Annotated in this window: 32 protein-coding genes; 23 read left to right on the top strand and 9 right to left on the bottom strand. The window is 41.3% G+C overall.

The features are described from left to right. Positions 1-74: 74 nt before the first annotated feature. Positions 75-479, bottom strand: a complete 405-nt coding sequence (locus ACXAEY_RS14150) for a TipAS antibiotic-recognition domain-containing protein (RefSeq protein WP_474812692.1) — start codon at positions 477-479, stop codon at positions 75-77. A gap of 456 nt (positions 480-935) precedes the next feature. On the opposite strand from ACXAEY_RS14150, the gene ACXAEY_RS14145 reads away from it, so the two are divergent. Both ACXAEY_RS14145 and ACXAEY_RS14140 read left to right on the top strand, forming a co-directional pair. After that, complete coding sequence (locus ACXAEY_RS14145) at positions 936-2039, top strand: histidine kinase N-terminal domain-containing protein (protein ID WP_474812690.1); 1104 nt, start codon at positions 936-938, stop codon at positions 2037-2039. Between the two features lie 146 nt (positions 2040-2185). After that, entirely contained in the window at positions 2186-2401 is a 216-nt protein-coding gene (locus tag ACXAEY_RS14140) for a hypothetical protein (protein ID WP_474812688.1), read from the top strand. Between the two features lie 30 nt (positions 2402-2431). Here ACXAEY_RS14140 and ACXAEY_RS14135 read toward each other — a convergent pair whose 3' ends face one another. Together ACXAEY_RS14135 and ACXAEY_RS14130 are read right to left on the bottom strand one after the other, a co-directional pair. Beyond that, on the bottom strand, positions 2432-2608 hold the full coding sequence (locus ACXAEY_RS14135; protein ID WP_270181398.1) for a hypothetical protein: 177 nt from the start codon (positions 2606-2608) through the stop codon (positions 2432-2434). A gap of 258 nt (positions 2609-2866) precedes the next feature. Continuing rightward, on the bottom strand, positions 2867-3145 hold the full coding sequence (locus ACXAEY_RS14130) for a hypothetical protein (RefSeq protein ID WP_270181399.1): 279 nt from the start codon (positions 3143-3145) through the stop codon (positions 2867-2869). A gap of 181 nt (positions 3146-3326) precedes the next feature. On the opposite strand from ACXAEY_RS14130, the gene ACXAEY_RS14125 reads away from it, so the two are divergent. Beyond that, complete coding sequence (locus tag ACXAEY_RS14125) at positions 3327-3917, top strand: peroxiredoxin (RefSeq protein WP_474812686.1); 591 nt, start codon at positions 3327-3329, stop codon at positions 3915-3917. A gap of 384 nt (positions 3918-4301) precedes the next feature. After that, the gene (gene asnB / locus ACXAEY_RS14120; RefSeq protein ID WP_474812684.1) at positions 4302-6215 is read left to right on the top strand and encodes an asparagine synthase (glutamine-hydrolyzing); all 1914 of its coding nucleotides are present in this window, start codon (positions 4302-4304) and stop codon (positions 6213-6215) included. Positions 6216-6494: 279 nt separating this feature from the next. Here asnB and ACXAEY_RS14115 read toward each other — a convergent pair whose 3' ends face one another. Then, positions 6495-7892: a DUF2254 domain-containing protein gene (locus ACXAEY_RS14115; protein ID WP_474812682.1), complete on the bottom strand. Its 1398-nt coding sequence runs from the start codon at positions 7890-7892 to the stop codon at positions 6495-6497. Between the two features lie 222 nt (positions 7893-8114). Here ACXAEY_RS14115 and ACXAEY_RS14110 point away from each other — a divergent pair, with 222 nt between their 5' ends. The 7 genes from ACXAEY_RS14110 (at position 8115) to ACXAEY_RS14080 (ending at position 11903) form a co-directional block, all read left to right on the top strand. Then, positions 8115-8597 (top strand): CBO0543 family protein, encoded by a 483-nt coding sequence (locus tag ACXAEY_RS14110; RefSeq protein WP_474812680.1) that lies wholly within the window; start codon positions 8115-8117, stop codon positions 8595-8597. Between the two features lie 196 nt (positions 8598-8793). After that, positions 8794-9120, top strand: coding sequence for a DUF3889 domain-containing protein (locus ACXAEY_RS14105; protein ID WP_474812678.1), 327 nt, complete (start codon positions 8794-8796; stop codon positions 9118-9120). A gap of 104 nt (positions 9121-9224) precedes the next feature. Then, positions 9225-9521, top strand: coding sequence for a hypothetical protein (locus ACXAEY_RS14100; protein WP_474812676.1), 297 nt, complete (start codon positions 9225-9227; stop codon positions 9519-9521). Positions 9522-9644: 123 nt separating this feature from the next. Beyond that, positions 9645-10559: an AEC family transporter gene (locus ACXAEY_RS14095; protein ID WP_474812674.1), complete on the top strand. Its 915-nt coding sequence runs from the start codon at positions 9645-9647 to the stop codon at positions 10557-10559. 253 nt (positions 10560-10812) lie between these two features. Further along, positions 10813-11085 carry a YkvA family protein gene (locus ACXAEY_RS14090; RefSeq protein ID WP_270181407.1) on the top strand — a complete coding sequence of 91 codons (273 nt, stop codon included), beginning with the start codon at positions 10813-10815 and terminating at the stop codon, positions 11083-11085. A 254-nt stretch (positions 11086-11339) separates the two neighbouring features. Continuing rightward, positions 11340-11510 carry an FbpB family small basic protein gene (locus ACXAEY_RS14085; RefSeq protein WP_270181408.1) on the top strand — a complete coding sequence of 57 codons (171 nt, stop codon included), beginning with the start codon at positions 11340-11342 and terminating at the stop codon, positions 11508-11510. Positions 11511-11513: 3 nt separating this feature from the next. After that, positions 11514-11903, top strand: a complete 390-nt coding sequence (locus ACXAEY_RS14080; protein ID WP_270181409.1) for a sporulation protein — start codon at positions 11514-11516, stop codon at positions 11901-11903. A 32-nt stretch (positions 11904-11935) separates the two neighbouring features. On the opposite strand, the gene ACXAEY_RS14075 is transcribed toward ACXAEY_RS14080, so the two are convergent. From ACXAEY_RS14075 to ACXAEY_RS14060, 4 genes are all read right to left on the bottom strand, one after another. Then, entirely contained in the window at positions 11936-13099 is a 1164-nt protein-coding gene (locus tag ACXAEY_RS14075) for an FAD-dependent oxidoreductase (protein WP_474812672.1), read from the bottom strand. Positions 13100-13109: 10 nt separating this feature from the next. After that, positions 13110-13712 carry a TetR/AcrR family transcriptional regulator gene (locus tag ACXAEY_RS14070; protein ID WP_474812670.1) on the bottom strand — a complete coding sequence of 201 codons (603 nt, stop codon included), beginning with the start codon at positions 13710-13712 and terminating at the stop codon, positions 13110-13112. Positions 13713-13852: 140 nt separating this feature from the next. Beyond that, positions 13853-14881: a spore photoproduct lyase gene (gene splB / locus ACXAEY_RS14065; protein ID WP_474812668.1), complete on the bottom strand. Its 1029-nt coding sequence runs from the start codon at positions 14879-14881 to the stop codon at positions 13853-13855. 29 nt (positions 14882-14910) lie between these two features. After that, on the bottom strand, positions 14911-15147 hold the full coding sequence (locus ACXAEY_RS14060) for a transcriptional regulator SplA domain-containing protein (RefSeq protein WP_270181413.1): 237 nt from the start codon (positions 15145-15147) through the stop codon (positions 14911-14913). Positions 15148-15349: 202 nt separating this feature from the next. Here ACXAEY_RS14060 and ACXAEY_RS14055 point away from each other — a divergent pair, with 202 nt between their 5' ends. The 8 genes from ACXAEY_RS14055 to ACXAEY_RS14020 all read left to right on the top strand — a co-directional run bounded on the left by ACXAEY_RS14055 (position 15350) and on the right by ACXAEY_RS14020 (position 22387). Next, entirely contained in the window at positions 15350-15553 is a 204-nt protein-coding gene (locus ACXAEY_RS14055; protein ID WP_270181414.1) for a hypothetical protein, read from the top strand. A gap of 71 nt (positions 15554-15624) precedes the next feature. Next, positions 15625-17124, top strand: coding sequence for an argininosuccinate lyase (gene argH / locus ACXAEY_RS14050; RefSeq protein ID WP_474812666.1), 1500 nt, complete (start codon positions 15625-15627; stop codon positions 17122-17124). 53 nt (positions 17125-17177) lie between these two features. Continuing rightward, complete coding sequence (locus tag ACXAEY_RS14045) at positions 17178-17744, top strand: HD domain-containing protein (RefSeq protein ID WP_474812663.1); 567 nt, start codon at positions 17178-17180, stop codon at positions 17742-17744. A 229-nt stretch (positions 17745-17973) separates the two neighbouring features. Next, the gene (locus ACXAEY_RS14040; protein WP_270181417.1) at positions 17974-18219 is read left to right on the top strand and encodes a biotin/lipoyl attachment domain-containing protein; all 246 of its coding nucleotides are present in this window, start codon (positions 17974-17976) and stop codon (positions 18217-18219) included. A 90-nt stretch (positions 18220-18309) separates the two neighbouring features. Then, the gene (locus tag ACXAEY_RS14035; protein WP_474812660.1) at positions 18310-18948 is read left to right on the top strand and encodes a FusB/FusC family EF-G-binding protein; all 639 of its coding nucleotides are present in this window, start codon (positions 18310-18312) and stop codon (positions 18946-18948) included. 159 nt (positions 18949-19107) lie between these two features. Continuing rightward, positions 19108-20298 carry a dicarboxylate/amino acid:cation symporter gene (locus ACXAEY_RS14030; protein ID WP_474812659.1) on the top strand — a complete coding sequence of 397 codons (1191 nt, stop codon included), beginning with the start codon at positions 19108-19110 and terminating at the stop codon, positions 20296-20298. Positions 20299-20580: 282 nt separating this feature from the next. After that, the gene (locus ACXAEY_RS14025) at positions 20581-21624 is read left to right on the top strand and encodes a M14 family metallopeptidase (protein ID WP_270182032.1); all 1044 of its coding nucleotides are present in this window, start codon (positions 20581-20583) and stop codon (positions 21622-21624) included. 202 nt (positions 21625-21826) lie between these two features. Then, positions 21827-22387: a GNAT family N-acetyltransferase gene (locus ACXAEY_RS14020; RefSeq protein ID WP_474812657.1), complete on the top strand. Its 561-nt coding sequence runs from the start codon at positions 21827-21829 to the stop codon at positions 22385-22387. Positions 22388-22401: 14 nt separating this feature from the next. Here the strand turns inward: ACXAEY_RS14020 and ACXAEY_RS14015 are convergent, their stop codons facing one another. After that, a complete protein-coding gene (locus tag ACXAEY_RS14015; RefSeq protein WP_270181421.1) occupies positions 22402-23526 on the bottom strand; it encodes a CapA family protein in 1125 nt (374 codons plus the stop codon). 124 nt (positions 23527-23650) lie between these two features. Between ACXAEY_RS14015 and ACXAEY_RS14010 the strand changes: the two genes are divergently transcribed. The 4 genes from ACXAEY_RS14010 to ACXAEY_RS13995 all read left to right on the top strand — a co-directional run bounded on the left by ACXAEY_RS14010 (position 23651) and on the right by ACXAEY_RS13995 (position 26345). Beyond that, positions 23651-24274, top strand: coding sequence for a hypothetical protein (locus ACXAEY_RS14010; protein WP_474812655.1), 624 nt, complete (start codon positions 23651-23653; stop codon positions 24272-24274). Positions 24275-24344: 70 nt separating this feature from the next. Next, entirely contained in the window at positions 24345-24992 is a 648-nt protein-coding gene (locus tag ACXAEY_RS14005) for a class I SAM-dependent methyltransferase (RefSeq protein ID WP_474812653.1), read from the top strand. A 68-nt stretch (positions 24993-25060) separates the two neighbouring features. Next, the gene (locus tag ACXAEY_RS14000; RefSeq protein ID WP_474812651.1) at positions 25061-25345 is read left to right on the top strand and encodes a hypothetical protein; all 285 of its coding nucleotides are present in this window, start codon (positions 25061-25063) and stop codon (positions 25343-25345) included. Positions 25346-25394: 49 nt separating this feature from the next. Further along, positions 25395-26345 carry a hypothetical protein gene (locus ACXAEY_RS13995; RefSeq protein ID WP_474812650.1) on the top strand — a complete coding sequence of 317 codons (951 nt, stop codon included), beginning with the start codon at positions 25395-25397 and terminating at the stop codon, positions 26343-26345. Positions 26346-26410 lie beyond the last annotated feature (65 nt).

Below are 26410 nucleotides of genomic sequence, written 5' to 3'. Positions count from 1 at the left end.
CAGTTCGAAAGATCCTATTCCTGTGAATGCATTGCTCACACTTTAAATTCCATAACGCAAAATGAAACAACGGATTATCCCGTTGTTTCATTTGGTTCAACGCCGATATAACATGCGATCCCTTTACGCATATACTCAGCGAGGCCTGCTCCATATTTGTCGATGTTACGTTTGAATCGAGCGTCCTTCACATAAAGATCTCCAAGTCGATAGAATTCCTCAAGAGTATACGAACCGTTAAAATAATCGCATAAGAAATGATACCATTCATCGATGATGCTCTGTGTTTCGATCGAATGTGGGGGAATCGACGTTAGACTAGCGATCTTTCTGTAAATGGTTTCGAGTGAAGTTTGCAATTCTTTCTTTTCTTCATTTGATAAATGGTTCAACTGACTCATGCGAGCTTTCCTCATCTTCTGGCTTGCATACTGGCTGCGGAAGAACGCAATCGCTTCAAACCTTCCCTTTTTATCCATAATACGACCTCCTTCCATCCTTAAGGAGAAGGGGAATGTTATTTTAAAATATATTCTAGGGAATCAGGGAGTATGACTTTCTGAATCACGGCTGGTACGTTCGCGAATAAAATTTTCGGAAATGCACAGATTTCTTTTCAGAATTAATGTAAACTTATTATGATAGCTTGTCGATTGTAATAACTTCAGTAATGACATCGTTTTTTATTCCAGACGATTGTTATGGTATACAGAAGTGTTAGGCTAAACATGGTCTGGGGTTGAATGAGCTTTTACGAATAGTAAGAGTATCGTGTAAGCTGAGGCGAAAATGCTTTTGTGTACAAAATGATGTTCATGATCGTATTAAAAGCCTAAGTTGAGTTGATCATTTCAACATTTCGGTATCATTGTTATACTAGTAAGAAAGTTCTGTATATTTTCGTCTTTTACTATAAATAAATGAGGGATGAGGTTATGATTGCACAAAGTCAATTAGTAGACTACCTCGACCAAAACCTAGACGAATATCTTAATAGCTGGAAACGTCGAGTTAGAATCTCTGACGATGATATTTATAAGGATAAGGTAGTCGCGAATGGAAAATTAATGTATCAACTTGTTAGAACCAATATCGTTGATCCGATCGATGAAAATAAAATCGCTGAACTTGCGAAGCAAATAGCGAGGGAACGAGTTGAAGCGAATATCAACATCGGGGATTTTATTTATAATGTAAACTTAGGGAGAAGTGTGTTATTTGACCATATGACGCGATCGGAAGTTTCTTCTGATGATCTTCAGCCGATCCTTCAGTCGTTTAATGACTTGTTCGACACGTTTGCCTATCATGCGGTAACGGAATATACGAAGATCAAAAGTGATGAGTTACAGGAGAAGATTTCATACATAGATGAAACTCATCAAGAAAAGCTATCGATTTTGGGACAGATGTCTTCAAGTTTTGTTCATGAATTTAGAAATCCATTAACAGCGATCATGGGTTTCGTGGCCATCCTTAGGAAAGAAAATCCCGAAATGAAGTATCTTGATGTGATTGAGCATGAATTGAAACAGCTGAACTTTCGCATTTCTCAGTTCCTCCACGTATCGAAGAAGGAAATCGATGGGGTGGAAGAGGAAGAGTTTGAAGTGGGGGAAGTCTTCAATGATATGATCGACTTCATTTACCCAAGCGTAGTGGACGTGGATGTTCACATTTCGAATAACATACCTAAAGGGTTACGGATTTTCGGGCAAAAAGATAAGATCCGTCAAGTTCTTTTAAATATCGTAATGAACTCAATCGATGCGCTTAAGGAAATCCAAAGAAACCGGAAGATCAATCTTTTCGGTGAGAAGCTAAAGGGTGAGATGAAGCTTCATATTTCCAACAACGGACCAGCGATCCCTGAGAAAAAACTCGATACGATCTTTGAGCCGTTTTATACGACGAAGGAGCTTGGCACAGGAATCGGTCTCTATGTTTGTCAAAAGATCATTCAGAACCATAACGGTCAGATCTCATGTAAATCAGATCAAGATGAAACAACGTTTACCATTACGTTACCTCTTTGTTAAGCTAACGTGAAAAAGATGTCATTTACTGGTGATAAGTAAATGGCTTTTCTTCGTGTGGAGATAAGGATGACCGGGTATTTTATTTATAGAAGAGGGGATTAAATTCGAACCCTTCGAATTTAATCGTAAAGGTACCGGAGGAAACGATGATCACTAAAAATGCAGGAAAGATGAGAAAGCATTATTTCGTATCTTATTTCAACCTAGTGATGAATGCCAGGGGGTTCACGATAGACGAAGCAAAAGCATTCACATTTAAGGAACTGTTCGATAACGACCAGAATGCCTATGGGAAGAGTACGTATCTAGAATTTGAAAAAGCGTATGAAGAGCTGAAAGAGGACGCTGACAGGACAAACTGAAAGGACAGGCAGAGCCTGTCCTTTTAGAATTTAGAGAATCGTATATTCGTCGTGCTTCGCAACAACACGTTTTTCTTCGTCTTCAGATACTTCATGCCATTCGGCTACGATCGTGTTGTTTAAGATGCTGATAACCTTAGCTTTACGGCTACCTATTTGTACGTCACTACCGATTTCTGGGAGTATAATATCGTTCTCTACCTCCACGTAAAACCCCTCTTTTCCATTTAGAGTAGATACTATGATAACATAAATTATTTCGCATTCCTAATAATCAGGGAAAATTACCCTTTATTGATAATGACAGGTTAGATAGCGCTTGCATCTTTTAGAGGAATACATAGATCACACCGATCATATAATGAACAATAGCCTATTCTCTCCCCCCTCGTTTAGAGGGGCTTTTTATGTAGAAAAATAACATGCAAAAGCTTCTGCACTCATGTACAGAAGCTGCTGTGAGTTCTAGTAGTTACGGTCACGTCTGTCCTGGCGTCTTTGCTCGGACGGTTCTTCATCCAAATCTGGCTCTTCTTCATCCATATTGTTTGGAGTATCACGTTCGCCCGGCTGACGAATGTGGCGTCTGTCCATGTCGTCATCTCTGTTGTTGTCGTAACGAACTGGATCGTAATTCACATCTTCAGGCTGTTGATTCATATCGTCTTGCTCTGGCGTACAAGCTGCTAATGAGCCTGTAGAAAGAGCAGCTACCATCGTTAATACTAATGCTTTCTTCTTCATATCTTTTCCTCCTTAAATTTGATGGAATCGATTCTTAATATCACCAGAGAAAAAGATTTTACTCTTAAAAAAAGCAGGATATTATTGTCAATCACAATCTCTTTGATCATTCAAAGAAACGAATGATTTAAGTAAGGTTCTCATATGATATAGGGCATGTGAAAAGAGGTGGAGAGTGGATATGTCAGAGGAGAGCCTGCCGTTTTGCGCACAAACGAACGATGTTGCGCCATTATTTCGAGCAACTGCTTACGATCCCATCAAAAAAGAAATCGTACAGGTTAGTCTAGAAGATTATCGCGGTAGCTGGGTCATCCTATTTTTCTATCCCAGTGATTTCACATTTGTTTGACCAACAGAGTTAGCAGCGGTCGCTGCTAGTTATCCTGAATTAAAAGCGATCAACACGAATGTACTAGGAATTAGTACCGATAGTGTTTATTCTCACAAAGTTTTTACAGAAGTTTCTCCTTTAGCGGCAAAAGTCCGATATCCCCTTGTCAGTGACCGGAATCATCAAATAAGCAAATCATATCGCGTTTTAGAAGAACAGACAGGAACAGCTTTACGTGGAACAGTGATCATCGATCCTGTTGGTATGATTCGTTCGAAAATGGTCTATCCTCCAGAGGTAGGCCGGAATTCATTCGAGTTAGTAAGACTTATTCATGCTCTTCAGTACCATAAAAAAACGGGAAAAGGTGTCCCTGCAAATTGGACGCCTGGTCAAGAGGGAATAACGATCACAACACAAAATATTGGTCAACAATAAAAGTAGCGAACTATTTTGCTGCTTTTTTCGTTTTATTATGTGAAGAGAGTGTGAAAAGATCGAACGGATTAGATAAGACTATCTTCCTAATACTGTGGTTTGGGTCAAAAGTAGGGACAATTTACGGCTCGAATGTGCTTTAATAGAAGTAATAGTTGGAATATCAATGGATAATCATTACTGAAATTGGAATTGAAAGATGCAGCAATCTTCAAACAACGATTATTCTATTACATACACCTCTTTGATTATGTGCTGTTATGACGCAATCGATTCTACAGTATAAATAGAACTGCTTTACCAAAATATTCACTCAACTGTTACGTAACTATTACTTAAATGTTACAATTGTATTACTATCCCAAAGAAAGTGTGGCTATAGTTATGTGTGGTTTTATAGGTGTTCTACGTACGGAACCAGAAAAATCAAAATATCAATCACAATCTGATCTAGTTAAAATGAACCAGGTCATTACTCATAGAGGCCCTGATGATGAAGGCTATTATACCGATGACCATGTTTCGTTAGGGTTCAGGAGACTAAGCATCATCGATATTGAATCTGGACATCAGCCTTATCACTACGAAAACGAACGGTATTGGATGGTTTTTAACGGGGAGATCTACAACTATGTAGAGCTTCGTGAGCAGTTAAAAAAGCAAGGCAAAACGTTTCAAACGGAATCTGATACAGAAGTAATCATCGCGTTATTCTCAGAAAAAGGTGTAGATTCGTTCGCTGATTTGCGCGGAATGTTCTCTATATTGATATGGGACAAACATGAAGATACCCTTTTTGGTGCCAGAGATCCGTTTGGAATAAAACCTCTTTACTATAAAGAAAAGGATCATGATGTAATCTTTGCTTCTGAAAAGAAAAGCATAACGCTTCTTCAAGAATTTGAAGAAGTGGATCCAATAGCACTTCAACACTATTTAAGTTTTCAGTACTCTCCGGAGCCAATGACACTCACCGACGGAATAAAGAAGGTCGAGCCAGGTCATTATTTCGTAAAAGAATTGAATAGACCTCTTCAGTTTCATCGCTATTTTCATGCGACATTCAACCCAATTCTCAACACGGATGAGAAAGAGTGGACGAAACGTATTCAAGATGTCCTCATCGATTCGGTGAATGTACATATGAGAAGTGATGTGCCAGTAGGTTCGTTCCTTTCTGGTGGTATCGACTCTTCCATTATTGTGTCACTGGCGAAACGAGTTAATCCGAACATCAAGACGTTTTCTGTTGGGTTTGAAAGAGATGGGTATTCAGAAGTAGATGTTGCGAAGGAAACGGCAAACAAGTTGAATGTAGACAATTATTCCTACATGATATCTGCCAAAGAATACATTCAAAAGCTCCCGAAGATCATGTTTCACATGGATGATCCTCTCGCTGATCCGGCGTGCGTTCCATTATATTTCGTCGCGAGAGAAGCTCGTAAGCATGTAACCGTCGTCCTTTCAGGAGAAGGAGCTGATGAGTTATTCGGTGGGTATAACATCTACCGTGAACCGGAAGCGCTTCGCATGTTCCAACCTGTTCCGACCAGTTTGAAAAAGATGATCAACAAAGTCGCGACCGTGTTACCTGAAGGAATGAAAGGCAAGAGCTTCTTAGAACGAGGTTCAACGGCACTTTCCGAGCGCTATATCGGAAACGCGAAGATGTTTGAGGAAAAAGAGAAAGAGAATTTGCTTCAAACCTATTATCCGAAAGAAACGTATCAGCAGATCACAAAACCGTTTTATCAAAACGTGCGATCCGATCATCCGGTAAATCAGATGCAATATATCGATATTCAAACATGGCTGCGTGGGGATATTCTTCTTAAAGCTGACAAGATGACGATGGCAAATGCGCTTGAGCTGCGCGTGCCCTTCTTAGATAAAGAAGTCTTTAAAGTAGCGAGTGAAATTCCCGTGCATGAAAAAATCGCTAACGGAACGACAAAATCAATTCTTAGAAAAGCAGCTCGTGGCATCGTTCCTGACCATGTACTCGACCGTAAAAAGCTTGGTTTTCCAGTTCCGATTCGACACTGGCTTCGGAACGAACTCTATGATTGGGCAAAGCAGCTGATCCACGTCAGTGAGACGGATTATCTCATCGATAAGAAAATCGTGGCGGACTTATTGGAAGCTCATGTTCAGAAGAAGGGGGACTATTCTCGAAAGATTTGGACCGTCCTAGTCTTCATGCTTTGGCATCAAATTTTTGTAGAACGGATTTATTCGTTCGAAGAATTGCAGATGGAAGATGAGATCGAAAGCAAAATAGCGGCTTTTCGTTAAATGAGAAGCAGAGCCTGCCATCATGTTGGCAGGCTTATTTTGTTTTGTAGCCGCTAGCGGCACGTGGAATAAAGCTTATATCAGCGGAAATCTGAATTTATCGGCGAAATCCTCCGAGTTATCAGCGAGTTTATAATTATATCAGCGAAACCGCTGTAGTCTTTCCTGGTCAGACTGGCGTTCGAGGACCGGAAAGCAAAAGGGTTACAGACGTGTTATGGATCACATGCTTCTCAATAAGTAAAGCCTGCCATAATGTTGGCAGGCTTTTTCATATTCTTAATTTTCCATTTTATGGCCCTCTGAACCGCTCTCACCAAACCGTTTCTCAATTTGGTGGAAATCATCTTCGTGACCCGTGTAATAGGCGAGGCTATACAGTTTTTCAAGTAAATAATCTCTATCCAGATCATAGATAAGTTTTTCATCGATGTGATCCATGGTATTCTTACCAAATTCCCAAACTTCCTTCAACTTGTCCTTAGAAATCGATTGTGCAACAAGACTGAGTGCAAGGATAATTTCTGAGATGATAAGATAATTTTCACCAGCGTAGTGACGAATGTAACCGTAGCCGCGGTATAAGTAATAGCTAAAGCTTTCAGACTCCATGATAACACGTACACATCCATCAGAATCAGCGAGGTATGGAGTGAACGTGATATCATTTTCGACTTCAAGCAATAGGTCAGCCATCTGGTGAATGATGGTGATTGCCGTCTTAGGGTCATCGTTACCAAGTGACTTTACTCCGATCTCAGAGAGCTTCGTCATACCCATCTTAATATCTTGGATCTCAGTTTCTTTATAACCGATTTCAAGAAATTTATGATACTTTTTCACGTTGATGTCTTTTGCACCTTCGCCCCAAAATGTAAAAAGGGAAGTGCCTCTTAATACATAATCTCCAACTTTTTTCTGCAACTGTATTACAATGCGGTCTTTTCTTGCTTCTTCAATCATACTTCGAAAGTCAATCAATTGAATGTAGCCTGATTCAAGGGAACACGCTTCTTTTTCATTGATTCTTTCTTCTTTATCAAAATGAACGGGTGTTTCACTTCTGAATTCTTCGAGCTCATCTGATAATGACGTTCTCACGATCGAGATGGATTCTTTCTTCATGTTGGTCGCGATGTTATGTACCTGCATCCAGCTCGTCGCATGGTTGATGAACAAGATAAACGTCATCACGGTAATGAATGCCAGCATAAATGTAACTGCAGGTATGACAACAAAATTTTCTTCAGACTGGCTAGTGAGGAATAGGAACGTAATAAGTACGTACACAAAGCTTCCGTGGAAAATCCCGACAAAGTGTTGTGTGGTTCGATCTGCAACGAAATTAAGAAGCATCCGCGGTGAAAACTGTCCACTAAATGTTGTCAACACAACGAGAACGGAGTTTAAGGTGAAAGCACTTAGTGTTAAGATTCCACCGATCAGCGAGCTTACGAGCAATCTCGTCGGTTGTGTGCTTGCATGCATGAGCTCAGGAGTGAATTGCGAAAGATTAACTTTTAAATCGAGATATAGAGTGAGTCCTGAGAATAAGATTGCACAGATAATATAGATAGCTGGCATATACCAAAGGGTGGATTGAAGCTCATGCTTTCGCACACTCCTCGGCATATCAAAATATTTGCGCAGCTGCCAGGGTAAGAATTTTTTGAACATGACTGCGACTCCCTTCTACCGATGTCTATAGCGTTTTTCCCTTGGTACACAATGGTAAAACTTGAATTCTTTTTTTATTTATTTTACATAAACGTGCAAATGTGATACTCACTTCGCCCACGTTTAACGACAAGTGTTAAGAATGGATAAAAGGAGCGCATTCCGGAAAAAGTAAGACGTGAATCATCAATCTTAATCTTAGCTGGTAAAGTAGGTGAAAAAATGGGAGCCGAAAAAGTCATCCTTTATGTCATGTTTGTAGGTGGACTCTTGTTCTTTTTCTATAGTTTGCGCAAGCCCCCGATAAAGGATTGGCTACTCGCCTTCTTTATTACAGGATATTTTGCACTGATTCTCGGAGTCATGGTCGTGGAAAGCGGCATGCTGTCCTATCCCGTAACGATCTTTCCCTATTTTGATAGCAGCCCTCTGTTTGAACTCGTACTGTTTCCTGTATTAAGTCTTCATTATTATCAAACAACGTATCATTATTCGTTTAAAGGTTACCTTCTAAAAGGGTTTATGTATACGTCGATCCTAACCATTACTGAAGTTTTACTTGAAAAATTTACAGATTTAGTTCAGTACAATACGTGGAAATGGTACTACACCTTTATAAGTGTTTATGTATTTTTTGTCATTATCCGTTGTCTTTTACAATTCATTAGTAAATTGCCTGATCAAGAACAAAAAGGAACACACTAGAACGCTCTAGCGTGTTTTATAAATTCGTTCCACCAGATTATTGAAAGAAAGGGGAACCATCTACCTTACTTATAGAGTATGTCCAGGGAGTGAAACTTGCTTGGACGAGCAACCTGATGCATGTGTCACGAATGTATGAATGACGCCAAAGTATTAAATACTATCTCCATACCAATAAAGAGTGGGGGTACACCTTATGTTCAAGAAAGTTACCTGGTGCCTGAGCCTCATGTTAGGTCTCGCACTATTGATTCAAGGACCTTTTGCAAGTGCACAGCAACCTTCTTATGCGGAATGGGGAAAGATTGCCATTCAAGAAACGAAGAAGCAGTATCCTGAGGAAAGTGTTACGGAATATACGTATGATGGCAAGGTGTTTATTTCTGATGAAAGGCATCAATATAATTTCGACTTCACCTTAAAATCGAATGGGGTAAAGAAAAATGTTCGTGTATACGTACTCGTAAATGATAAAAAGAAAGAACTGATCGACGTTTATTTCGATGATGTAGAAGAGTTTTAACGAGTAGCAGCTGGAGACAGCTGCTTTTTCTGTGGTAAAGAAGGGATTTTTACCTTTAAAGGGAATTATTATCTAAACCTACTGGGAACAAAGGAGAGAGAGGAATGAATGTAATCAGAAGTAAGAAAGATATCGAAGAGCTGCTCTTGAACTTTAACAAAGTGGCAAACTATGATCCAACCGGGGAGAAGCATTATATTGTTTTTGATGACAACGATCGGAATGGCCAATGGACGATGATGAAATATGATGAAGCGACCTATTCCGTACATGGAAAGGGAGAGACCTATTGTGATAAGGAAGAAACGTTCGTATCGATAGAGGAACTTCAAAAGATGCTTTGGGAAAACCGAAAAGCTGTGAATAAGCTGGTGAGAGAGGCAAAGGCGTTGATGGCGTGAGTCAACGCTAAGCTTACACGTTTTTGTTCAAGTGTGAACAAGCGTGTGCGAAGAATTCTATACGTGTTTCTGTTATTATTAACCTTTACAGAAATTCACATCGTATAGATTTGAGGATTTAGCATGATTGGTGTTTTTATCGATATTATTGTACCAGTATTTATTTTGATCGGAATCGGTGTATTGCTTCACCGGATCTTTCGGTTAGATCTCTACACGTTAGCGAAAGTGAACATTTATTTCATCGTTCCTGGCTTTATCTTCTTAAAGCTCTACGAAACAACGTTTTCTCTTTCGCTGTTCATCTCTGTTCTATCGTTCTTTTCATTTTTCGTTGTGCTCCTTTATGTGATCTCTTTGATCGTTAGTAAAGTGTTTCGGTACAGTAAGAGTGTACGGGCATCCTTCACGAACAGCATTTTGTTTTATAACTCTGGAAACTACGGTGTACCAGTAAACGACCTTGTCTTTAAACATGACCCGTTCGCAATGTCGATTCAGGTCATCATCCTTACTTTTCAAAACATCTTAACGTTTTCATGGGGAATCTTCACGTTAAAAGCCGTCGATGGCAACAAGCTGAGTGCGGTTATCGGATATTTCAAAATGCCTGTTCTTTATGCGATGGTTTTTGGAATAAGCCTAAATGTAACGAACGTAGATGTGCCGGAATTCATCTTGATTCCAGCTGATTACATTGCAGATTCCATGGTTGCGATCGCGCTAGTAACACTTGGTGCTCAGGTCGCACAGCTTAAATTTTCAAAAAACCTTTCTGTTGTGTACGTGAGTTTGTTTATTCGTTTGATCCTAGGTCCAGCTATCGCGATCGTGCTGATCTACGCTCTTGGTATGGAAGGGGTGACCGCACAAGCGCTCTTAATATCATCTGCGATGCCAACAGCGGTCAACAGCGCCATCATCGCACAGGAATATCGAAACGAACCGGAGCTGTCTGCTCAAATCGTACTCGCGTCCACTGTTTTCAGCATGGTGACCGTAACCGGTGTTATTTCTGTCAGCAGACTGCTGTTTTAACGCTCAACACTTTTTACTTGACGAATCGATCATGCTGATCTAAAGTTAAAGTTACAAACGAACGTTCGAAGGGGAGTAGCTTTTACAGTAAAGTCGTCATTTCAGAGCACGGTGCTCTCGGCTTTATTGGCAGCGAATAGCTGTTAGCAAGACCTTTACCGTCTATGTGGTAAAGGGCTCCTCATGAATAACCTTTGCCAGATATGGCAGAGGTTATTTTTGATTTGGCAGTACGATTGAAAGGGGTGAAAATATGACTGCAATCGTAAAACGAGCAAGATTGTTCTTCAAAGTGAAGAAGTTTATCCCGTTTTTGTATGAGTACTTTACGCGCCATGGTGGTAGGAGGAAATGGCTCTCGCTACTCGCAATCCTTGGTTACGTTATTCTTCCGTTCGATTTGATACCAGATTTTCTCAGTATCTTTGGAATGGTGGATGATGTTATGATTCTGACATTCATTCTTCACCAAATCGTGAAACATGCACCAGCAGAATTAAAAGAGAAATATGATTTTGACTATTGACACTATTTCATGAATTCTATAATATTAAGATAACAATTTATCGTTTCTCCTAAAGGGGAGTAGCTTTTACAATAAAGTCGTCAAGACAGAGCTCGATGCTCTCGGCTTTATTGGCAGCAACCAGCTGTTAGCAAGACCTTTACCAGACGGTAAAGGTCTATTGTTTGGCCTTTACCACAGTGGTAAAGGTCATTTTTTATTGGATGATAAGTTGTTTCTCCAACCAAAATAAAAATGAAGCAAGGGAGATCATTATGAGGAAAAACTTATACTCACAAAATAAATCACTTTCATTTAAAGAACTTGTTAAACAAAATAAAGAAGATTTGATGCATGACAAGAAAGAAATGGACCGTATCGATCGTCAGCTTGATGAAAAGTATGATCGTTTTCACCGAAAATCGGTTGTTAAAGGAGGGAAGTAGCACGTGCTCCTAAGAAAATCGATGTGTTTATTAGGAATTGGAGCAGCTAAAATCGATCTTGTCCTTGAGAAGCTAAGCTTCAAGCGAGGTGAACTCGTGACGGGTATTTTTGAGATCACCGGTGGGACGATCGAGCAACGAGTCAAACGTGTAGAATGTGATCTCGTTTACATTAATCATGCTGAAAAAACGTCTCGGATCGTTGATTCTGTCACAATTTTAACGGTAAAAGATGTACGGAAAGAGCAACGCGTTACGATCCCATTTTCTTTCCGAATTCCTGAAAATATACCTGAAACTGAAAAGCGTACATCTTACAAGTTTTCAACACGTCTTGTGTTCAATGAAGGTGTAAAAAGTGTGGATCAAGATCAAATAGCGATACAAGTTTAGTAGAAGAAGGGGGCGAGATGCCCCCTTTTGAACTATTGCGGTAGCCGTACTGTTTTAAAGTTTACAAACTTCCTGATTCCAGGCAAAACTGAAGCTCGAGTAAGCACATCTCTTACATAAATGCGCCACCATGAGTCAGGTAGGAAATAGTTTGCGAACTTTCTGGCGGAGCGCTGTAAAGCTTCGATATCACTGTGTAAAGACTGTTCATAGTGAGCGAGGGCTTTTGACATGTCAGTTTGGTTTTCTAAAGATTTTGCGAGAGTGTAAGCACCCGCCATCGCCATTGAAGCCCCTTGTCCGGCAAGTAATGAAACGCATTGGCACGAATCCCCGACAAACGTAATTCTCCCGTTTCTCCATTCTGGCAGTTCTACCTGTGACACTTCATCAAAATAGAAATCATCCGCTTCTACACTTGCTTTTAGTAAATCCGGAACGATCCAATTCATATGACCGAATCGCTCATGCAGTTGATGAAAGGCTCTTTCCTGGGTTACATGTCCTTGTTGTTCAGGGTAGGTATATAAAAAGAATGTCGCTACTTTGTTACCTCGAATCGGGTAAACAGATACTTGAGCGCCTGGCTCAGAATACGTATAAAAGCTTCGTCCAGTTTTTGATAGAACGGCGGGATCATCGATGATATACGCTGCAGTGTAATAGCCGATGTAACGAATCGAATCGTTGAAAGTTTCATTGAATGCTAGGGAGCGAACGGAAGAACGCATTCCATCTGCACCGACTAGAAGATCAAATGTTAGTGTGGACTCGTCAGCCAAGGTGACGTATACATGATCGTCATCTTGGTCGATTGAAACTGGCGAGGAATCGAACTTCACGTTTACTCGGTTTTTAACCTGCTTATATAAAACACTTTCGAGGTCACCTCTCATGAAGTTAAAGTGTTTATCGTCCATCAGTTTTCGTAGTTTTGGATAAGGGATGTCATATTTTTTCTCTCCGTCGTTCTTCATGAATACAAGCGAGTCGATCGGATAGTGGATGTTACGAAGTTCATTCATCAAGCCCATTTTTTCAGCTACTTCATAACCTGGGCCAAAGAAATCGATCATATAGCCTTCTGTTCTTAAGGATGATGATTTCTCTAGGACCGTTACGTTGTCTCCTTTTTCACTTAGCCAATAAGCTAACGTCAAACCTGCAATTCCTCCCCCAACAATGCAAACGTCCATTTTATTCGCCTCACTTAAAAATAAATTTAATCTTTTCCCGAATTCGTTCTGTCGTTTCTGAAATCTTTTTTTCCTCGATATAAAGAAAGAGGAGGGCTTCATACATCACTGAGCTATAGATCACTTCAGCTGCTGTTGAAGAGTCAAACTGGTTCTCTAGTTTGTTTGTGTTTTTTAACTCCTCAAGTAGTTCGACCAATTCATCGATGAACATGAAATCTAATTCCATCAGGCTCGATAGGAACTCTGGTCTCTTTTGATAGGCATTCATTGAGGCTGTGAGCACTTCACGAAACAGCCGTTTATCGAGTAAACTGATGGTTTCAAGACGGTGGAATAGATAGGATTGAACCGTCTCTTCAGCTGTTTCCTTCATATGATAAGGAGGTGTAGAGTGGTCACCACTACGGATAAAATCATCTTTCATCACTTCGATCAGGATATCCGACTTCGTTGGAAAATAATTAAATACTGTCCCAGAGCCTATTTCAGCATGCTTTGCGATTTGCTCTGTCGACGTATGATCAAACCCATGCTGTAGGAAGAGCTTTTTCGCAGATTCAATAATTCTCCTTCTTGTCTCCTGCTTCTTCTGTTCACGTAATCCACTCATGTAAGATTCCTCCTAAATAAAAATATGAGTACGCTCATAAATGAGTACACTCATATTTTAAGGTGTTACGGAATGAAATGCAAATGGCACGTTGCTTTCGACGCCATTCGACCTAAACCGGGTGGTGACAGGCACCGTCTTTACGTAAAGTATTCGAGTTTTGCATCCGGGAAGAACTTATCGATATAGCCTCCAAGTGTTTCTTTCATGTCTTCTTGCTGCTCTTTTTGGTAGACATACTTACCGATTCCGTATTTACCCCATTTCCATTGGCGTTTTTCTTCTTCCATCTCAAGCTTTGACATCGGATAGTTCTTTTGAATAACGCGCTTGGCTGGTTTCGTAAAGCGATGTTGGATAAGTTCGAACGTTAAGTCCTTTGTAGCCTTCTTCGGTAGTTTTTCTTCGAGTTGTTCAAACAACTCGAGGTAGCCCTGTTTCCAATCATCATAAAGGTAGATCGGTGCAACGATGAAACCGAGTGGGTATCCTGCTTCAGCGACTTTCGCTGCTGCTTCAATCCTCTCATCGAGCCTTGAAGTACCAGGCTCAAGAAACTTAATCACATAGTCTGCGTTCATGCTGAAACGAAACCTTGTTTTCTTGTTATGCTCCGCGTCAAGAAGGTGATCAACATGCGCGAATTTCGTTACAAAACGAAGTTTTCCGTATTCTGATTTCCCAAAGTACTCGATCGCGCTCTTTAAAGTGTGCGTAAGATGATCGATCCCTACGATGTCAGATGTACAAGATGCCTCAAATCTCGTTTGCTCTGGAGCACGTTCCTGCATATACTTCTCAGCCGCATCGAAAATTTCATCCGTATTCACATACGTTCGTATGTAAGGTTTGCTTCCCATCGTCGTTTGTAAATAGCAATAGTGACAATGACCCATACAGCCTGTAGCAAAAGGAATCGCGTATTCTGCAGAAGGCTTCGAAGTATCGAACTTCAGCGTTTTCCTAACTCCAACGACAAGCGTTGACTTTGCCACTCGATACTGCTGGAAATGGTTATCACCCGGTAGATTTCTTACTTGGTTATGAGAAGTTGTCTCACGTATTTCGATGCCCATCTTCGTGAATTTTTCTTTTAACTGGCGACCGAGGGGATATTCGGTAGCGCGGGGTTCTATATAAACGAGCTGTGGAACAAACGGTTTAACCAATACAGTTCCTCCTTCCTTAAATGGTTTTATTATCCGAAGTACATATCGAAAGCTTGCTGTGCCTCTGTTTCTGATTGGTAAATCGCAATATCTGAATTCAATGGATAATAGGTTTCATACAGAAAGAGTGCAAGTTCACCAGGGTGGTCGGGATCATTTACGACTGCTGCTTGTTGGATGTTAGCCACGTCGTATGTATGTGGATTTCGATACATCACATAAACGATATCTCCCGCTTGGTATTGTGTTGGATCGTTGAGATTCATTTTTCATTCACTCCTTTTTTCCTACCTTCATTGTTCCTAATATGAGGAAATTGTTGCAAAAAAACGGTTGGTAATTCTTGTTATCTCGATGTGAGGCGCAATGTGAAATTGTAAGGTAGTCGAAGGCCTTTTTTTAACATCTTTTCACTCCTTCTTACATATTGTGTTCTGTTGACCTATTATGAAGGAGGTGCGTGGAGGTATGCTGAAGTTTCTTAAGAAATTACTGCCTTCACTTAATGAAAAGTTCTTGTCACGATTTAAGCTCTACAGAAGGTTAAGAGGGGGCGTATGGTACAAAGTGTCTGATCGCGTTGTGCCAAAACACAGCCTTTGGGTAAGGGAAGTGGATCACGAAGCGTATTATGTATGGAAAAAAGAAAACTACAACAAAACGGGCAATTGAGCGAACAGCTCAATGCCCGTTTTTATTCTTTCGACATATGATGAGTAAAAACGGGTGGTGACAGGCACCAAATGAACAAAGAAGAATTCACTAAAAAAGAAGGTAGCGTCTTTCCTGGTAAGACGTATGTTGAGGCGCTATTGACATATGTGTTCGAAGATCAGCGTGATTATTTATTTCATGCGATGTTTCAAATCCACAGGGCTCATGTTGTGATGCTCTCTGAACAGGGAATCATCAAGAAGAAAAATGCCAAGGTGATCCTTGACTGCGTGAATCGTCTTGAAGAGATGGATGTACGTTCACTATCCTATTCCCCAGAGTTTGAGGATCTGTTCTTCATGATGGAATCGATGATAAGTAAGGAAATTGGTCCGGATTTAGCAAGCGCGATGCATATTGCGAGGAGTCGAAACGATATGGGTGAAACGATGTACCGTATTGTGCTGCGTGATCACGTTCTTTCGCTCATCGCTGACTTGATTTCGATTAAGGAAGGTATTATCCAGCAAGCAGGTGACCACATCGATACAGTAATGACTGCTCATACGCATACACAGCCCGCACAGCCAACAACCCTCGGGCATTATCTAGTAGCAGTGTACGATGTTCTTGAGCGTGATTTGAATCGGTTTTGGGATGCATTCCATACCATAAACCATTCACCTATGGGAGCAGCGGCGATTACGACGACTGGCTTTCCCATCAACCGTGAGCGGGTTAGTGAATTGTTAGGTTTCGAAGGTGTGATGGAGAACTCATACGATGCAATCGGCGGCGTTGATTATTTACTCGATCCTGCTACTGCCATTCTAACATCGATGACGAATACCGGTCGCTGGATACAAGACTTCCTAAGGCTTGCTACGGTTGAAGTTGGGATCTTACACGTTGCAGCACCTTACGTGCAAGTAAGCAGCATCATGCCGCAAAAACGAAATCCTGTATCGATCGAGCATGCTCGCGCGATTGCTAGTAGTGCTGTAGGTGAGGCGCTAAGTGTGATTCAGATGATTCACAATACGCCGTATGGAGATATCGTCGATACGGAAGATGACTTACAGCCCCATCTTTACCGCGGATTCGATAAAGCCTCACGAGTGTATCGCTTGATGAATGCCGTTATTAGGACGATGGAAGTAAATAAACAACGAGCGCGTTCCGAAGCGTCTCAACACTGTATTACGATTACAGAGCTCGCAGATGTATTGACGAGAGAAAAGGGTGTATCCTATCGTGAGGCTCATAAGGCTGCGAGTCATTTAGCTAGAAAATGTGTTGTTGAAAATTGTGAGTTAGCTGATTGGAACGTAGGAGAAGTAAACGATTTGTTGAAAGCGCAAATAAAGATGACAGTGGCTCTTTCAGATAAAGAGTGGAAAGGGATCGTTTGTCCTGAAGAATTTGTTCGCAGGAGAAGTGTAAGAGGAGGTCCCAACCCTACTGAAGTAAAGAGAATGATCGAAGTGCGAAGAGCTACATTGAAGAAACATCACGATAAGTGTGAGAAGATAAAGGGACGCCTAAACGAAAAAGAGCAGCAGTTGAAAAACGTTCGACATTCGACATGAAACGGGTGGTGACAGGCACCAAACAGGGCACCAAACAGAGGGGGTTAGCTACGGTGGATGCGAAGGAAATCGTCACGTTCATTAAGGAGTTAGAGAGACTGAAGGAAACGACGAGATCTGCGTATACGAAGAAGGGAAGACGAGAGAGCGTTGCTGAGCATTCTTGGAGGCTTGCGATGTTTGCACTTGCACTAAAGGATGAGCTAGAAGGGCTCGACATGAATAAAGTGATTCAGATGTGCCTCGTTCACGATCTTGGAGAGGCGTATGATGGAGACATTTCAGCAACGGTGAAGGTGAATCATGATAAAAAGATCAAAAAAGAGGAAAAAGGTGTCGAGCGGTTAACGGATGCTTTGCCAGAAGAAAACCAAAGCGCGATCTTAGCGTTATGTAAGGAATATAACAAAGGAGAAACGAGCGAAGCAAAGTTTGTAAAGGCACTCGATAAGATTGAAACAATCATTCAGCATACTCAAGGAACGAATCCACCAGGGTTCGACTACGAGTTCAACCTTACTTATGGGAAAGAGTATGAGCTCGATCACCCTTTAATGAAACAGGTCAGAAAACTCATCGACCTCGAAACGAAAAACAAAATTGATGAAGGGAAGCCGTAAGCGAGTATCCATAAGGTGCTCGTTTTTTACGTTGAATTCGGTTGCATTTTTCTGAAATGTATGGATTTTAGTTTCGGGGTTGCGATTCTTTCAAATGCCGGTAAAATAGACGCGAGGTTTTTCAGTAAATGTTTCACATCATACTTGGCCATGTGAAACATATCATGATAGTAAACTGACTTTCGTCCTCATTCGAGGAACAATACATGTCAGAAAGGGGCACAATAACATGAATCGCACAGTGGTCTGTCCATGTGAAGGGATTGTTGAAAAAGTTTATGTGAACCATTCATCCCGTGTGTACGAATGGGAGCCGATGTTTGTCATTCGCGATGGACAGGGCAACGTTGAGGATGTCACGCTCAACGTAAGTGGGCAAATCTCTGAACTACACGTACAAGAAAACGATCGCGTGACGTCTGGCGTCATTCTTGCATCGATGAAAGAAGATGACTTCGTAACAGGTAGCGATTGATCTCGCGTTTTAAAGCCGGCATAGCCGGCTTTTTGTGTAGATGGAACACTCTGATTGTGGTATAAAGAAAACACAAGGAGGGGTGCTTTTATGCTTCAGCCGTTTTTGTATAATCACCATCTGAATGTCATTAGAGAACAAATCGATGTTTTATTATACAACGTTAGTCATCTCGTTGATGCCGACGTGAAAGCTGCCGTGCAGCATACGATCGCAGATAAACTACTCGCTCTCTTTCCTACCCTTTCAATAGAACAACATGCCTTCATCGACGAAATCCGTTACTTGGACGTTTCTGAAATCGAACACTTTCTTGAAAGAGCACAAAAAGTCGTTATTCCTTTCCCAGAGCTAGCGCAGAACGAAATAGAGAAGCTCTTTCGTAAAAGTAAAAAAGTAAAGCTTCCCTATTCTTATCCTAGAACGATCACCTATCTTGGTTGGAATGATATACAATCAAAACGAAAGTATCTTATTTATCCATATAAAGGCGACCTCCTCGGCGTGGAAGGATCTTATACGGTATTAAATCAGAGGACAACCTGTTACTTATGCGGTCGGTATGGTGAAGTTGCGCATGTATCTTCCCGGGTCTATGATCATAAAGACTACCACACGGTCGGTCACTATATGTGTGTAGACAGCGTCTTGTGTAATGAGTACCTGAAAGATACGGCTCCGCTTGAAGCTTTTTTTGAAAAAGTTCATAACGAAGCGTTGAACGCATGAAAAACACCGCCTTTTCAATTGTGAAAGGGCGGTGATTTTTTATTGGAAAAAGTTTTTAATCCTTTTTTGCGTTAAAAGCTTGCTAGAACCTCGATTATCTTGTAAAGTACTCCGTAGATTACATCTCAGATGGACAAATGTTTTTGTTTGGAGGACACTATGAAGAAGATTGGACTACTACCACGAATTCTTATCGCAATTGCTTTAGGTGTATTAATTGGAGCGTTTCTACCAGAATGGACAGTAAGATTATTCGCGACATTCAACGGTATATTCGGTAACTTCCTTGGATTCGCTATTCCGCTGATCATTATTGGATTCATCGCACCAGGAATAGGTGAAATTGGTAAAGGTGCTGGAAAGCTGATCGGGGTCACGACGACGGTTGCGTACCTTTCTACTTTTCTAGCAGGATTACTCGCATTCTTTGCAGCTCGTAACCTTTATCCTATTTTTCTTACAACTGGCGGCGCAGCTTCAGAGATGGAAAACCCTGAAGAATCACTTCTAGAGCCATTTTTCCAGGTGGAAATCCCGCCGATGATGGGCGTTATGACAGCTCTTGTACTAGCGTTTACGCTCGGTTTAGGAATGGCTGCGATGAAAGAAAATAAGCTTAAAGGCGTTATGGTTGAATTTAGAACGATCATCGAAAAAGTGATCAGCTACGTGATCATTCCGTTACTGCCACTGCACATCCTTGGTATATTCGCGAATATGACGAGTGCTGGTCAGGTGCAAACGATCTTAAGCGTGTTTGCAAAAGTTTTTGTCATGATCATTCTACTTCATCTAACGATGCTGTTGATTCAATATAGCGTGACGGGTGCTGCTACATCGCGAAATCCTTTTACATTATTAAAAGGGATGATTCCAGCGTATTTCACAGCTCTCGGTACTCAGTCATCTGCCTCTACCATACCGGTTACGCTTAGGCAGACAAAGAAGAACGGCGTACGCGAAAAAGTGGCGGACTTCAGTATCCCGCTTCTAGCAACGATTCATCTCTCAGGAAGTACAATCACAATCGTCTCCTGTGCGATGGCTGTGATGCTATTAAATGGACAGGACCCAACGTTCGCTTCTATCATTCCTTTCGTCTTGATGCTAGGAATCACGATGATCGCAGCACCTGGTGTACCGGGTGGAGCGGTGATGGCCGCGATCGGACTTCTTGAGAGCATGCTAGGATTCGATGCAACGATGGTATCTCTTATGATCGCACTCTATCTTGCACAAGATAGCTTTGGTACAGCAACGAACGTTACGGGAGACGGAGCACTATCAGGTCTTGTCGACAAATTAACGTCGAAAAAGAAGAACGTACAGTCCGTTGCAAAAGCGAATTAGAAAGAAAGTAAGAGCAAGCTCAATACGAGCTTGCTCTTTTTTCTATCGTTAGCCTCATTTTTCTAGGAGAAGTATGGCGAAAGGTGATTCTATTCTCTTATGTGAATGATGGTTGCGCTCATTGATCATGAGTATTGTACTAAAAATCCAGCTAAACAATCTTCTTCTTCCATTTTTTCGAAACCGAACAGGTCTAACGAATCAAATCCTATTATTTTACAGGAAAGGAAAAAATAATAGCGAAAACGTGACAGGAATCTTATAAAAACTGGAGGACTTATGATGAAGAAAAAAATGATTCCGATTGTCGTTTCAGGGATGTTGGTCGTTTCTGGAGGACTGTTAAACGGTGCTACCGTGGGAGCTACTGGAAATGGTCCGGGGTATAACGGTAATGAAACGGTGAAGAATGAGCGATTACATAGCTATGAGGAAATGGTAAAACTGCTCGAAAGGATCGATAAGCAGTCTGATGCACTTGAGCTTGAGGTTTATGGTCAATCTGTTAAAGACAGGGACCTTTACCTTGCTAAGTTTGGAGAGAACGAAGAAAACCCTACGATTCTCTTTTTAACTCAGCAGCATGGAAACGAAACGCTCACAACAGAAGGTGCGTTAAAGGTTATCAAGTATTTGAGTACGAACAATAAGGAAGTGAGAGAGCTTCTCCAAAACGTGAACGTACTCATCGCACCGCGATTAAATGTAGATGGTGCTGAAGGGGACGTGAACTTTTCCCTTGAAGATTACGCAGCTGGTACACATACACGATACAATGCAAACGGCGTAGATTTGAATCGCGATCATGTTGAACGAAATCAGCCAGAAACAAAGGCATTGCATGAGAATGTTCTACAGAAATATGAGCCGGAATACATGGTGGACCTTCACCATCAAGGTACCGAAACGACGCTAGGGGATACTGATGAACTTGTATCCGGTTCGATTCTTTACCCAACGAATGAAAACGTAGATGCTGAGGTGCGCGAAAAATCTAAACAGCTTGGTGGCGTGTTGTATAATGCGATCGAAGCAAAAGGATACGGGACCTTGTCCAAGTACGTAGGGGGAACAGCCCCTACGATCAGTCGAAATGGTCTTGCGGTCGAGTATGGCATCTCTACGCTTCTTTTTGAGATGAGAGGAATGGCAGATCACTATTACGAGCCATATATTCTTGGTCAAAAAAGTAACGGTTATTTGATCAATCAGGCTGTTACCGGGATGAAAGCCGTAATCAAAGCGATAGCGGATGGATCGATCGAGTCTCAAGATACATCGTTCTGGGATACGCTGCCTGAAAGTGGACATAAAGATAGTGAATGATCGTTAACGATTGTTAGGCTGATAATAATTGAGGTGGAACGATGAGGAGCGAATTGGCTTCTCACTTTGAAGACGAGGCAAACGCCTCGTCTTTTTTTATTGTATAAAGATAGTGACTTTTTAAAATATTCCCCTTTATTTCCAAAATCTACTATGTCTATAATAGAGCTATTACATTTACCAGAAGGAGCTAAAGAAGCAGATGAACCCGATTTTAATGGATGTACGCACTGAGCTAGAAACGGAACGATTACTTCTATGTATGCCTCAACCAGGTGATGGTAAAGTCATAAACGAAGCGATTCACTTTTCAATGAAGGAACTATCTCCATGGGTAGGATTCGCAAGAGAAAATCCAACGGTTGAGGATACAGAGATCAATGTTAGAGAGGCACATATCAAGTTTTTAAAGCGAATAGGGTTCAGGTTTCTGATATTTGAGAAGAAGACAGGTGAATATGTTGGCACAACGGGTCTTCATAATCTTGATTGGGATGTGCCGAAGACGGAAGTTGGGTATTGGATTAACACGGAGTTTGGCGGACGCGGTTACATAACAGAAGCTGTTGGTGAACTGACAAACTTTGCGGAGAAAGAACTCGGCATGAAACGAATCGAGATTCAATGTGACCTGAAAAACAAAAAGAGCCGTGCAGTACCTGAACGACTCGATTACGTGCTTGAAGCGACTTTACGAAACGATGATGTTTCGTTAGATGGATCTGGATTATCGGATACGTGTATTTACGCAAAGGTGTTCTAAGGAAGCGCTTTCTATCATTCGCCTGCTTTTGCAATCATTAGTGATTGTGCGCTTCCTTCAGATACAGCAAAATCAGTAGTTTGCGAGATTAAGCTAGAACGATAAATCATCTTATCTGTGATGCGAGTGGCGTTTTGTTTATCGGCGAGAGTAACAGTGCTGTCATGGATGACTGCAGGGATAAAGGTAACTTCATAGTTGTCCACAGTGACGTCGATCTTAGCGATAACCGTGTCAGCGGTATCACCCTCAACGTAGTCTGGGAATAAAAAGTTGCCGAGTGAGTATAAGATCGGCTTCCCATCATAGTACTCCATCCCTTGCAGCACATGAGGGTGTGCACCAATGATGATGTCGGCCCCCGCGTCGATCATGCTGTGTGCAAAGTTTCGTTGACTATCGCTAGGCTGGATCGTCCGTTCAGCTCCCCAGTGGATATACACGATCGTCGTATCACAGGTGGCTGCAGATTGTTTGATATGCTCGATCACTCGGTCTTGCTGGTACCCGCTAGCGAGTCCTCCATTTTCATTTGCGTACCATGAGATGGTTGGCAGAACTTGCGAAAAACCAAGAATATCGACTTTGTGATCATTGATCGTTTGCGAGTGAGCACGGTACGCCTCACTTTCGTTCGTACCAGCTCCGACATAGTTCAGGTCTGCTTTTTTCAGTAGATCGATCGTCTCATGTAAGCCTTCTCGACCGAAGTCCATTGCGTGATTGTTTGCGAGTGAGACGACGTCAAAGCCAGCGTCTTTAATTGCTTTGGCTGAAGCGGGTGGGGATTGAAACGTGTACAGCTTGTTCTCTTTTATCCCTGCTGTTCCAATCGCTGTTTCTAAGTTCATGATGGCGAGGTCAGAATCCTTGATGATTGGGGAAATATGTTGAAGTGGAAAGTTTGCCCCCTTCGAGCTCATCGCTTCTTTGATCGACCAGTCGAACATCGTGTCCCCTACGACTGTAATCTCATAACTAGACGATTTTCCTATAAGCTCTTTCGAAAGATCTCTTGAAATCTCTGAATGAACGTTAGAAGAGTTGACTGCTTCTGATTGGTTGAAAGGATTTACAGCTACTAGACTCAGCACACCAACGACGAGCAACAAACTTACTAGAATAACCAAACGTTTCATATCTACACCTCAAAGTTATAAAAAATTAGGAGTGCAAGGTAAATTATAACATGGAAATAAAAGTCTTTAGACCTATTTTTAGGGAGTAACTGGTAAAATTTTTACAGGTGAGAGGAGAAGTGTTGTGAAAAAAGGGATCTGGTTATTGTTAGTTATGTTCCTTCTAGGAGGCTGCAGTGTTGAGTTTTCGATGGAAGATGAGCACCTTGCTTACCTTTCTCACCAGGTGGGAAACGACCATGAAAAGATGTTTGAAGAGATGAATATGGGGATCATATTAAACTATGATCTTAAGCTTACAAAAGCGGATAAAACGTGGGTCACAGTTTGGGTCGAGGGCTACCGAGATGGAGAGCCGATGACACCGTCACGTCTAACTGAGCTCTCTTATGGGTTTAGTCAAGAGGAAGAACAAGAAGGGAGCGTTGGGTTCGGCATCATCCAACCTGAAGAAGGAGAAGAGTTAGTTTCTCTGTATGCACCAGGTGCCACAACAGGTCCTGGAGCGATACCAAATAACCCCATAAATACAGACAAACCACACGGATACGGATATACGCTGGAAGAGGAGATCACGCTTGATTCTGGAGATACAAAAGTGATTGGAGCGTACTATGAAAGTGAGCAAGATAATATGATCAGGTCGGTCGATATGCAAACGGAAGAAGGCATCAAAGAAATGATTCATGATGAACATGTTGTCCTACTTTTGAAGATTAAGGTCGAGGAACGAGCGGGAGAAAACTGAAATGTGTTAGTATTTAGATAAGTCGAACTTCAAACGTAATAGATAGACACATAAATGTAGGAGGATTTTGATGCTAAGTAAACAAGGATTTGATCTATGGGCGAATGAGTACGATCATTCTGTACAGGTAAGTGAAGAAAGCGATTCTTATCCATTCGCTGGCTATAAGGAAATCTTGAATGCCATCTATAACGAGGTCATGTCGACCGAAAAGGCAAACATCCTCGATATCGGATTTGGGACAGGTGTTCTTGCGAGCAGGTTGTACGAAGCCGGTCACGACATAAACGGTATCGACTTTTCGAACGAAATGATTCGGATCGCTCAGTTGAAAATGCCATATGCGCAGCTGATCGAATGGGATCTTACACACGGACTTCCTGAACATTTTAAGAAAAAGCAGTATGACGTTATTATCAGCACATACGCTTTGCACCATATTTCTGATCGTGAGAAGGTTGCATTCATTAAAGAACTCCTTCCACAGCTATCAGAAAACGGAAAGATTTTGATCGGTGATGTGGCGTTTGAAAATCGCAGGAAATTAGAAGCGTGTCGAAGCGAAAACCTTCATCACTGGGATGATGATGAATTTTACTTTGCTTTTGATGAACTAAAAGCGGAGTTAGAAGGATCGTGTAAACTCGTATTTCACGATTTCTCCCACTGCGGCGGTGTGATACAAATCTCAAACAAAGAAACAGGTGAGGATGCTTAGGCATCCTTTTTTTATGGAGGATTTTCACGTTGCTCATCGAATCAACTATCAACATGTGAGGTGATCCGTTGGAAAGCTCGACTTTATACCGTAAGCAACTAGCACACAAGTTGTTTGTAACCATCTTGATAAGCTCCTATTTCGTTTTCGGAATCCTATCCTTCTTTGAAGCTGAAATCTCAAAATCTCCTATACTCACGACAATGTTTTCAATAGTCGTGATCATCGTTGGGATAGCAGTCGTTTACTTCATTAAACTAGCAATGAAAAAAGGAAGGGCTGCCGTAGTAGGTTTGTTAGCTTTTTACCTATTCTTTCTAGTAACAAAAGTCATTATCTACGTAGCAACATAATGTATCATTAGATGTAGTTGCTTTTTAAACTAGAAAGTGAGGGTACACGATGAAAAAGTGGATCATTGCTTGTTTTGTCATGTTGTTATTGACCGGTTGCGCGGTGGATGTGGAACAACCGAGCACCACTTCGATGTCAGATGTACCTGAAATTGAAGAAGGAGATCGGTATTTAAGCGAAATCAATGCGCTAAAAGGGGATTTTCTAGATATCCCTGAGTCTTTAGAAGAAGAAAGAGAAGCTGTAGAAACACAAGTTGTTTCATACGATATCGTCGGAAATCACATAGAGAATCGTAATGTTCTAACAGAAGAAGAAGAGTATCTAGAATATACTAAGCAACACGAAGCACATGAGGCGCTTTGGAAGTTATTTGCTGACTTGATCCCTTCGGAAGACCGAAGTATGGTAAAGGAGTTTTTGATCTTTACGGATGGGAAGGATGAAGTCCTCGGGTATGTGGAACCACTAGACAATTCGAAAGAGTGGCGTCTCGCGATCGATTATGAAGTTACAACGAACGAGAAGGATTTCTATTATACGCTCGTGCACGAATATGGTCATCTTCTGACTTTGAAAGATGATCAGGTGAATGCGACGAATTTAGAGGATGAAGATGAAGTAGAAGAAGCCTTCATGGCATGTGATGATTACTTTGCATTCAATGGGTGTAGTAAGGAAAATTCGTATATGAACGCCTTCTTCCAAACGTTTTGGTCCGATTATTATGAGGAGTGGCTCGATAAGGAAGTTGAATGGAACGAAGAAGCGCAGGTCGCGTTTTATGATGATTATGCGGATCACTTTTCAACCGACTATGCAGCGACACATCCTGAAGAAGATATCGCAGAAGCGTGGACACATTTTATCTTTTCTACGAAGCCAGAAGGTGATACGACCGCTGAGCAGAAAATAGCTTTCTTTTATCAATTTCCTGAACTGATCGAACTTAGAAAAGACATTCTTTCTCAATTGAATGATTCATTAAAGGAAAAGTAGTAGATAATCGTAATGAGAGTTTGTATTAGAGATGAAGTATTTGCCCATTAATGGTAAAATAAATG

The sequence above is a fragment of the Anaerobacillus sp. ABA4_114 genome, assembly GCF_056159065.1.
The sequence above is the reverse complement of the archived record's forward strand: the minus strand, read 5'-3'. Positions and strand labels throughout refer to the sequence as shown.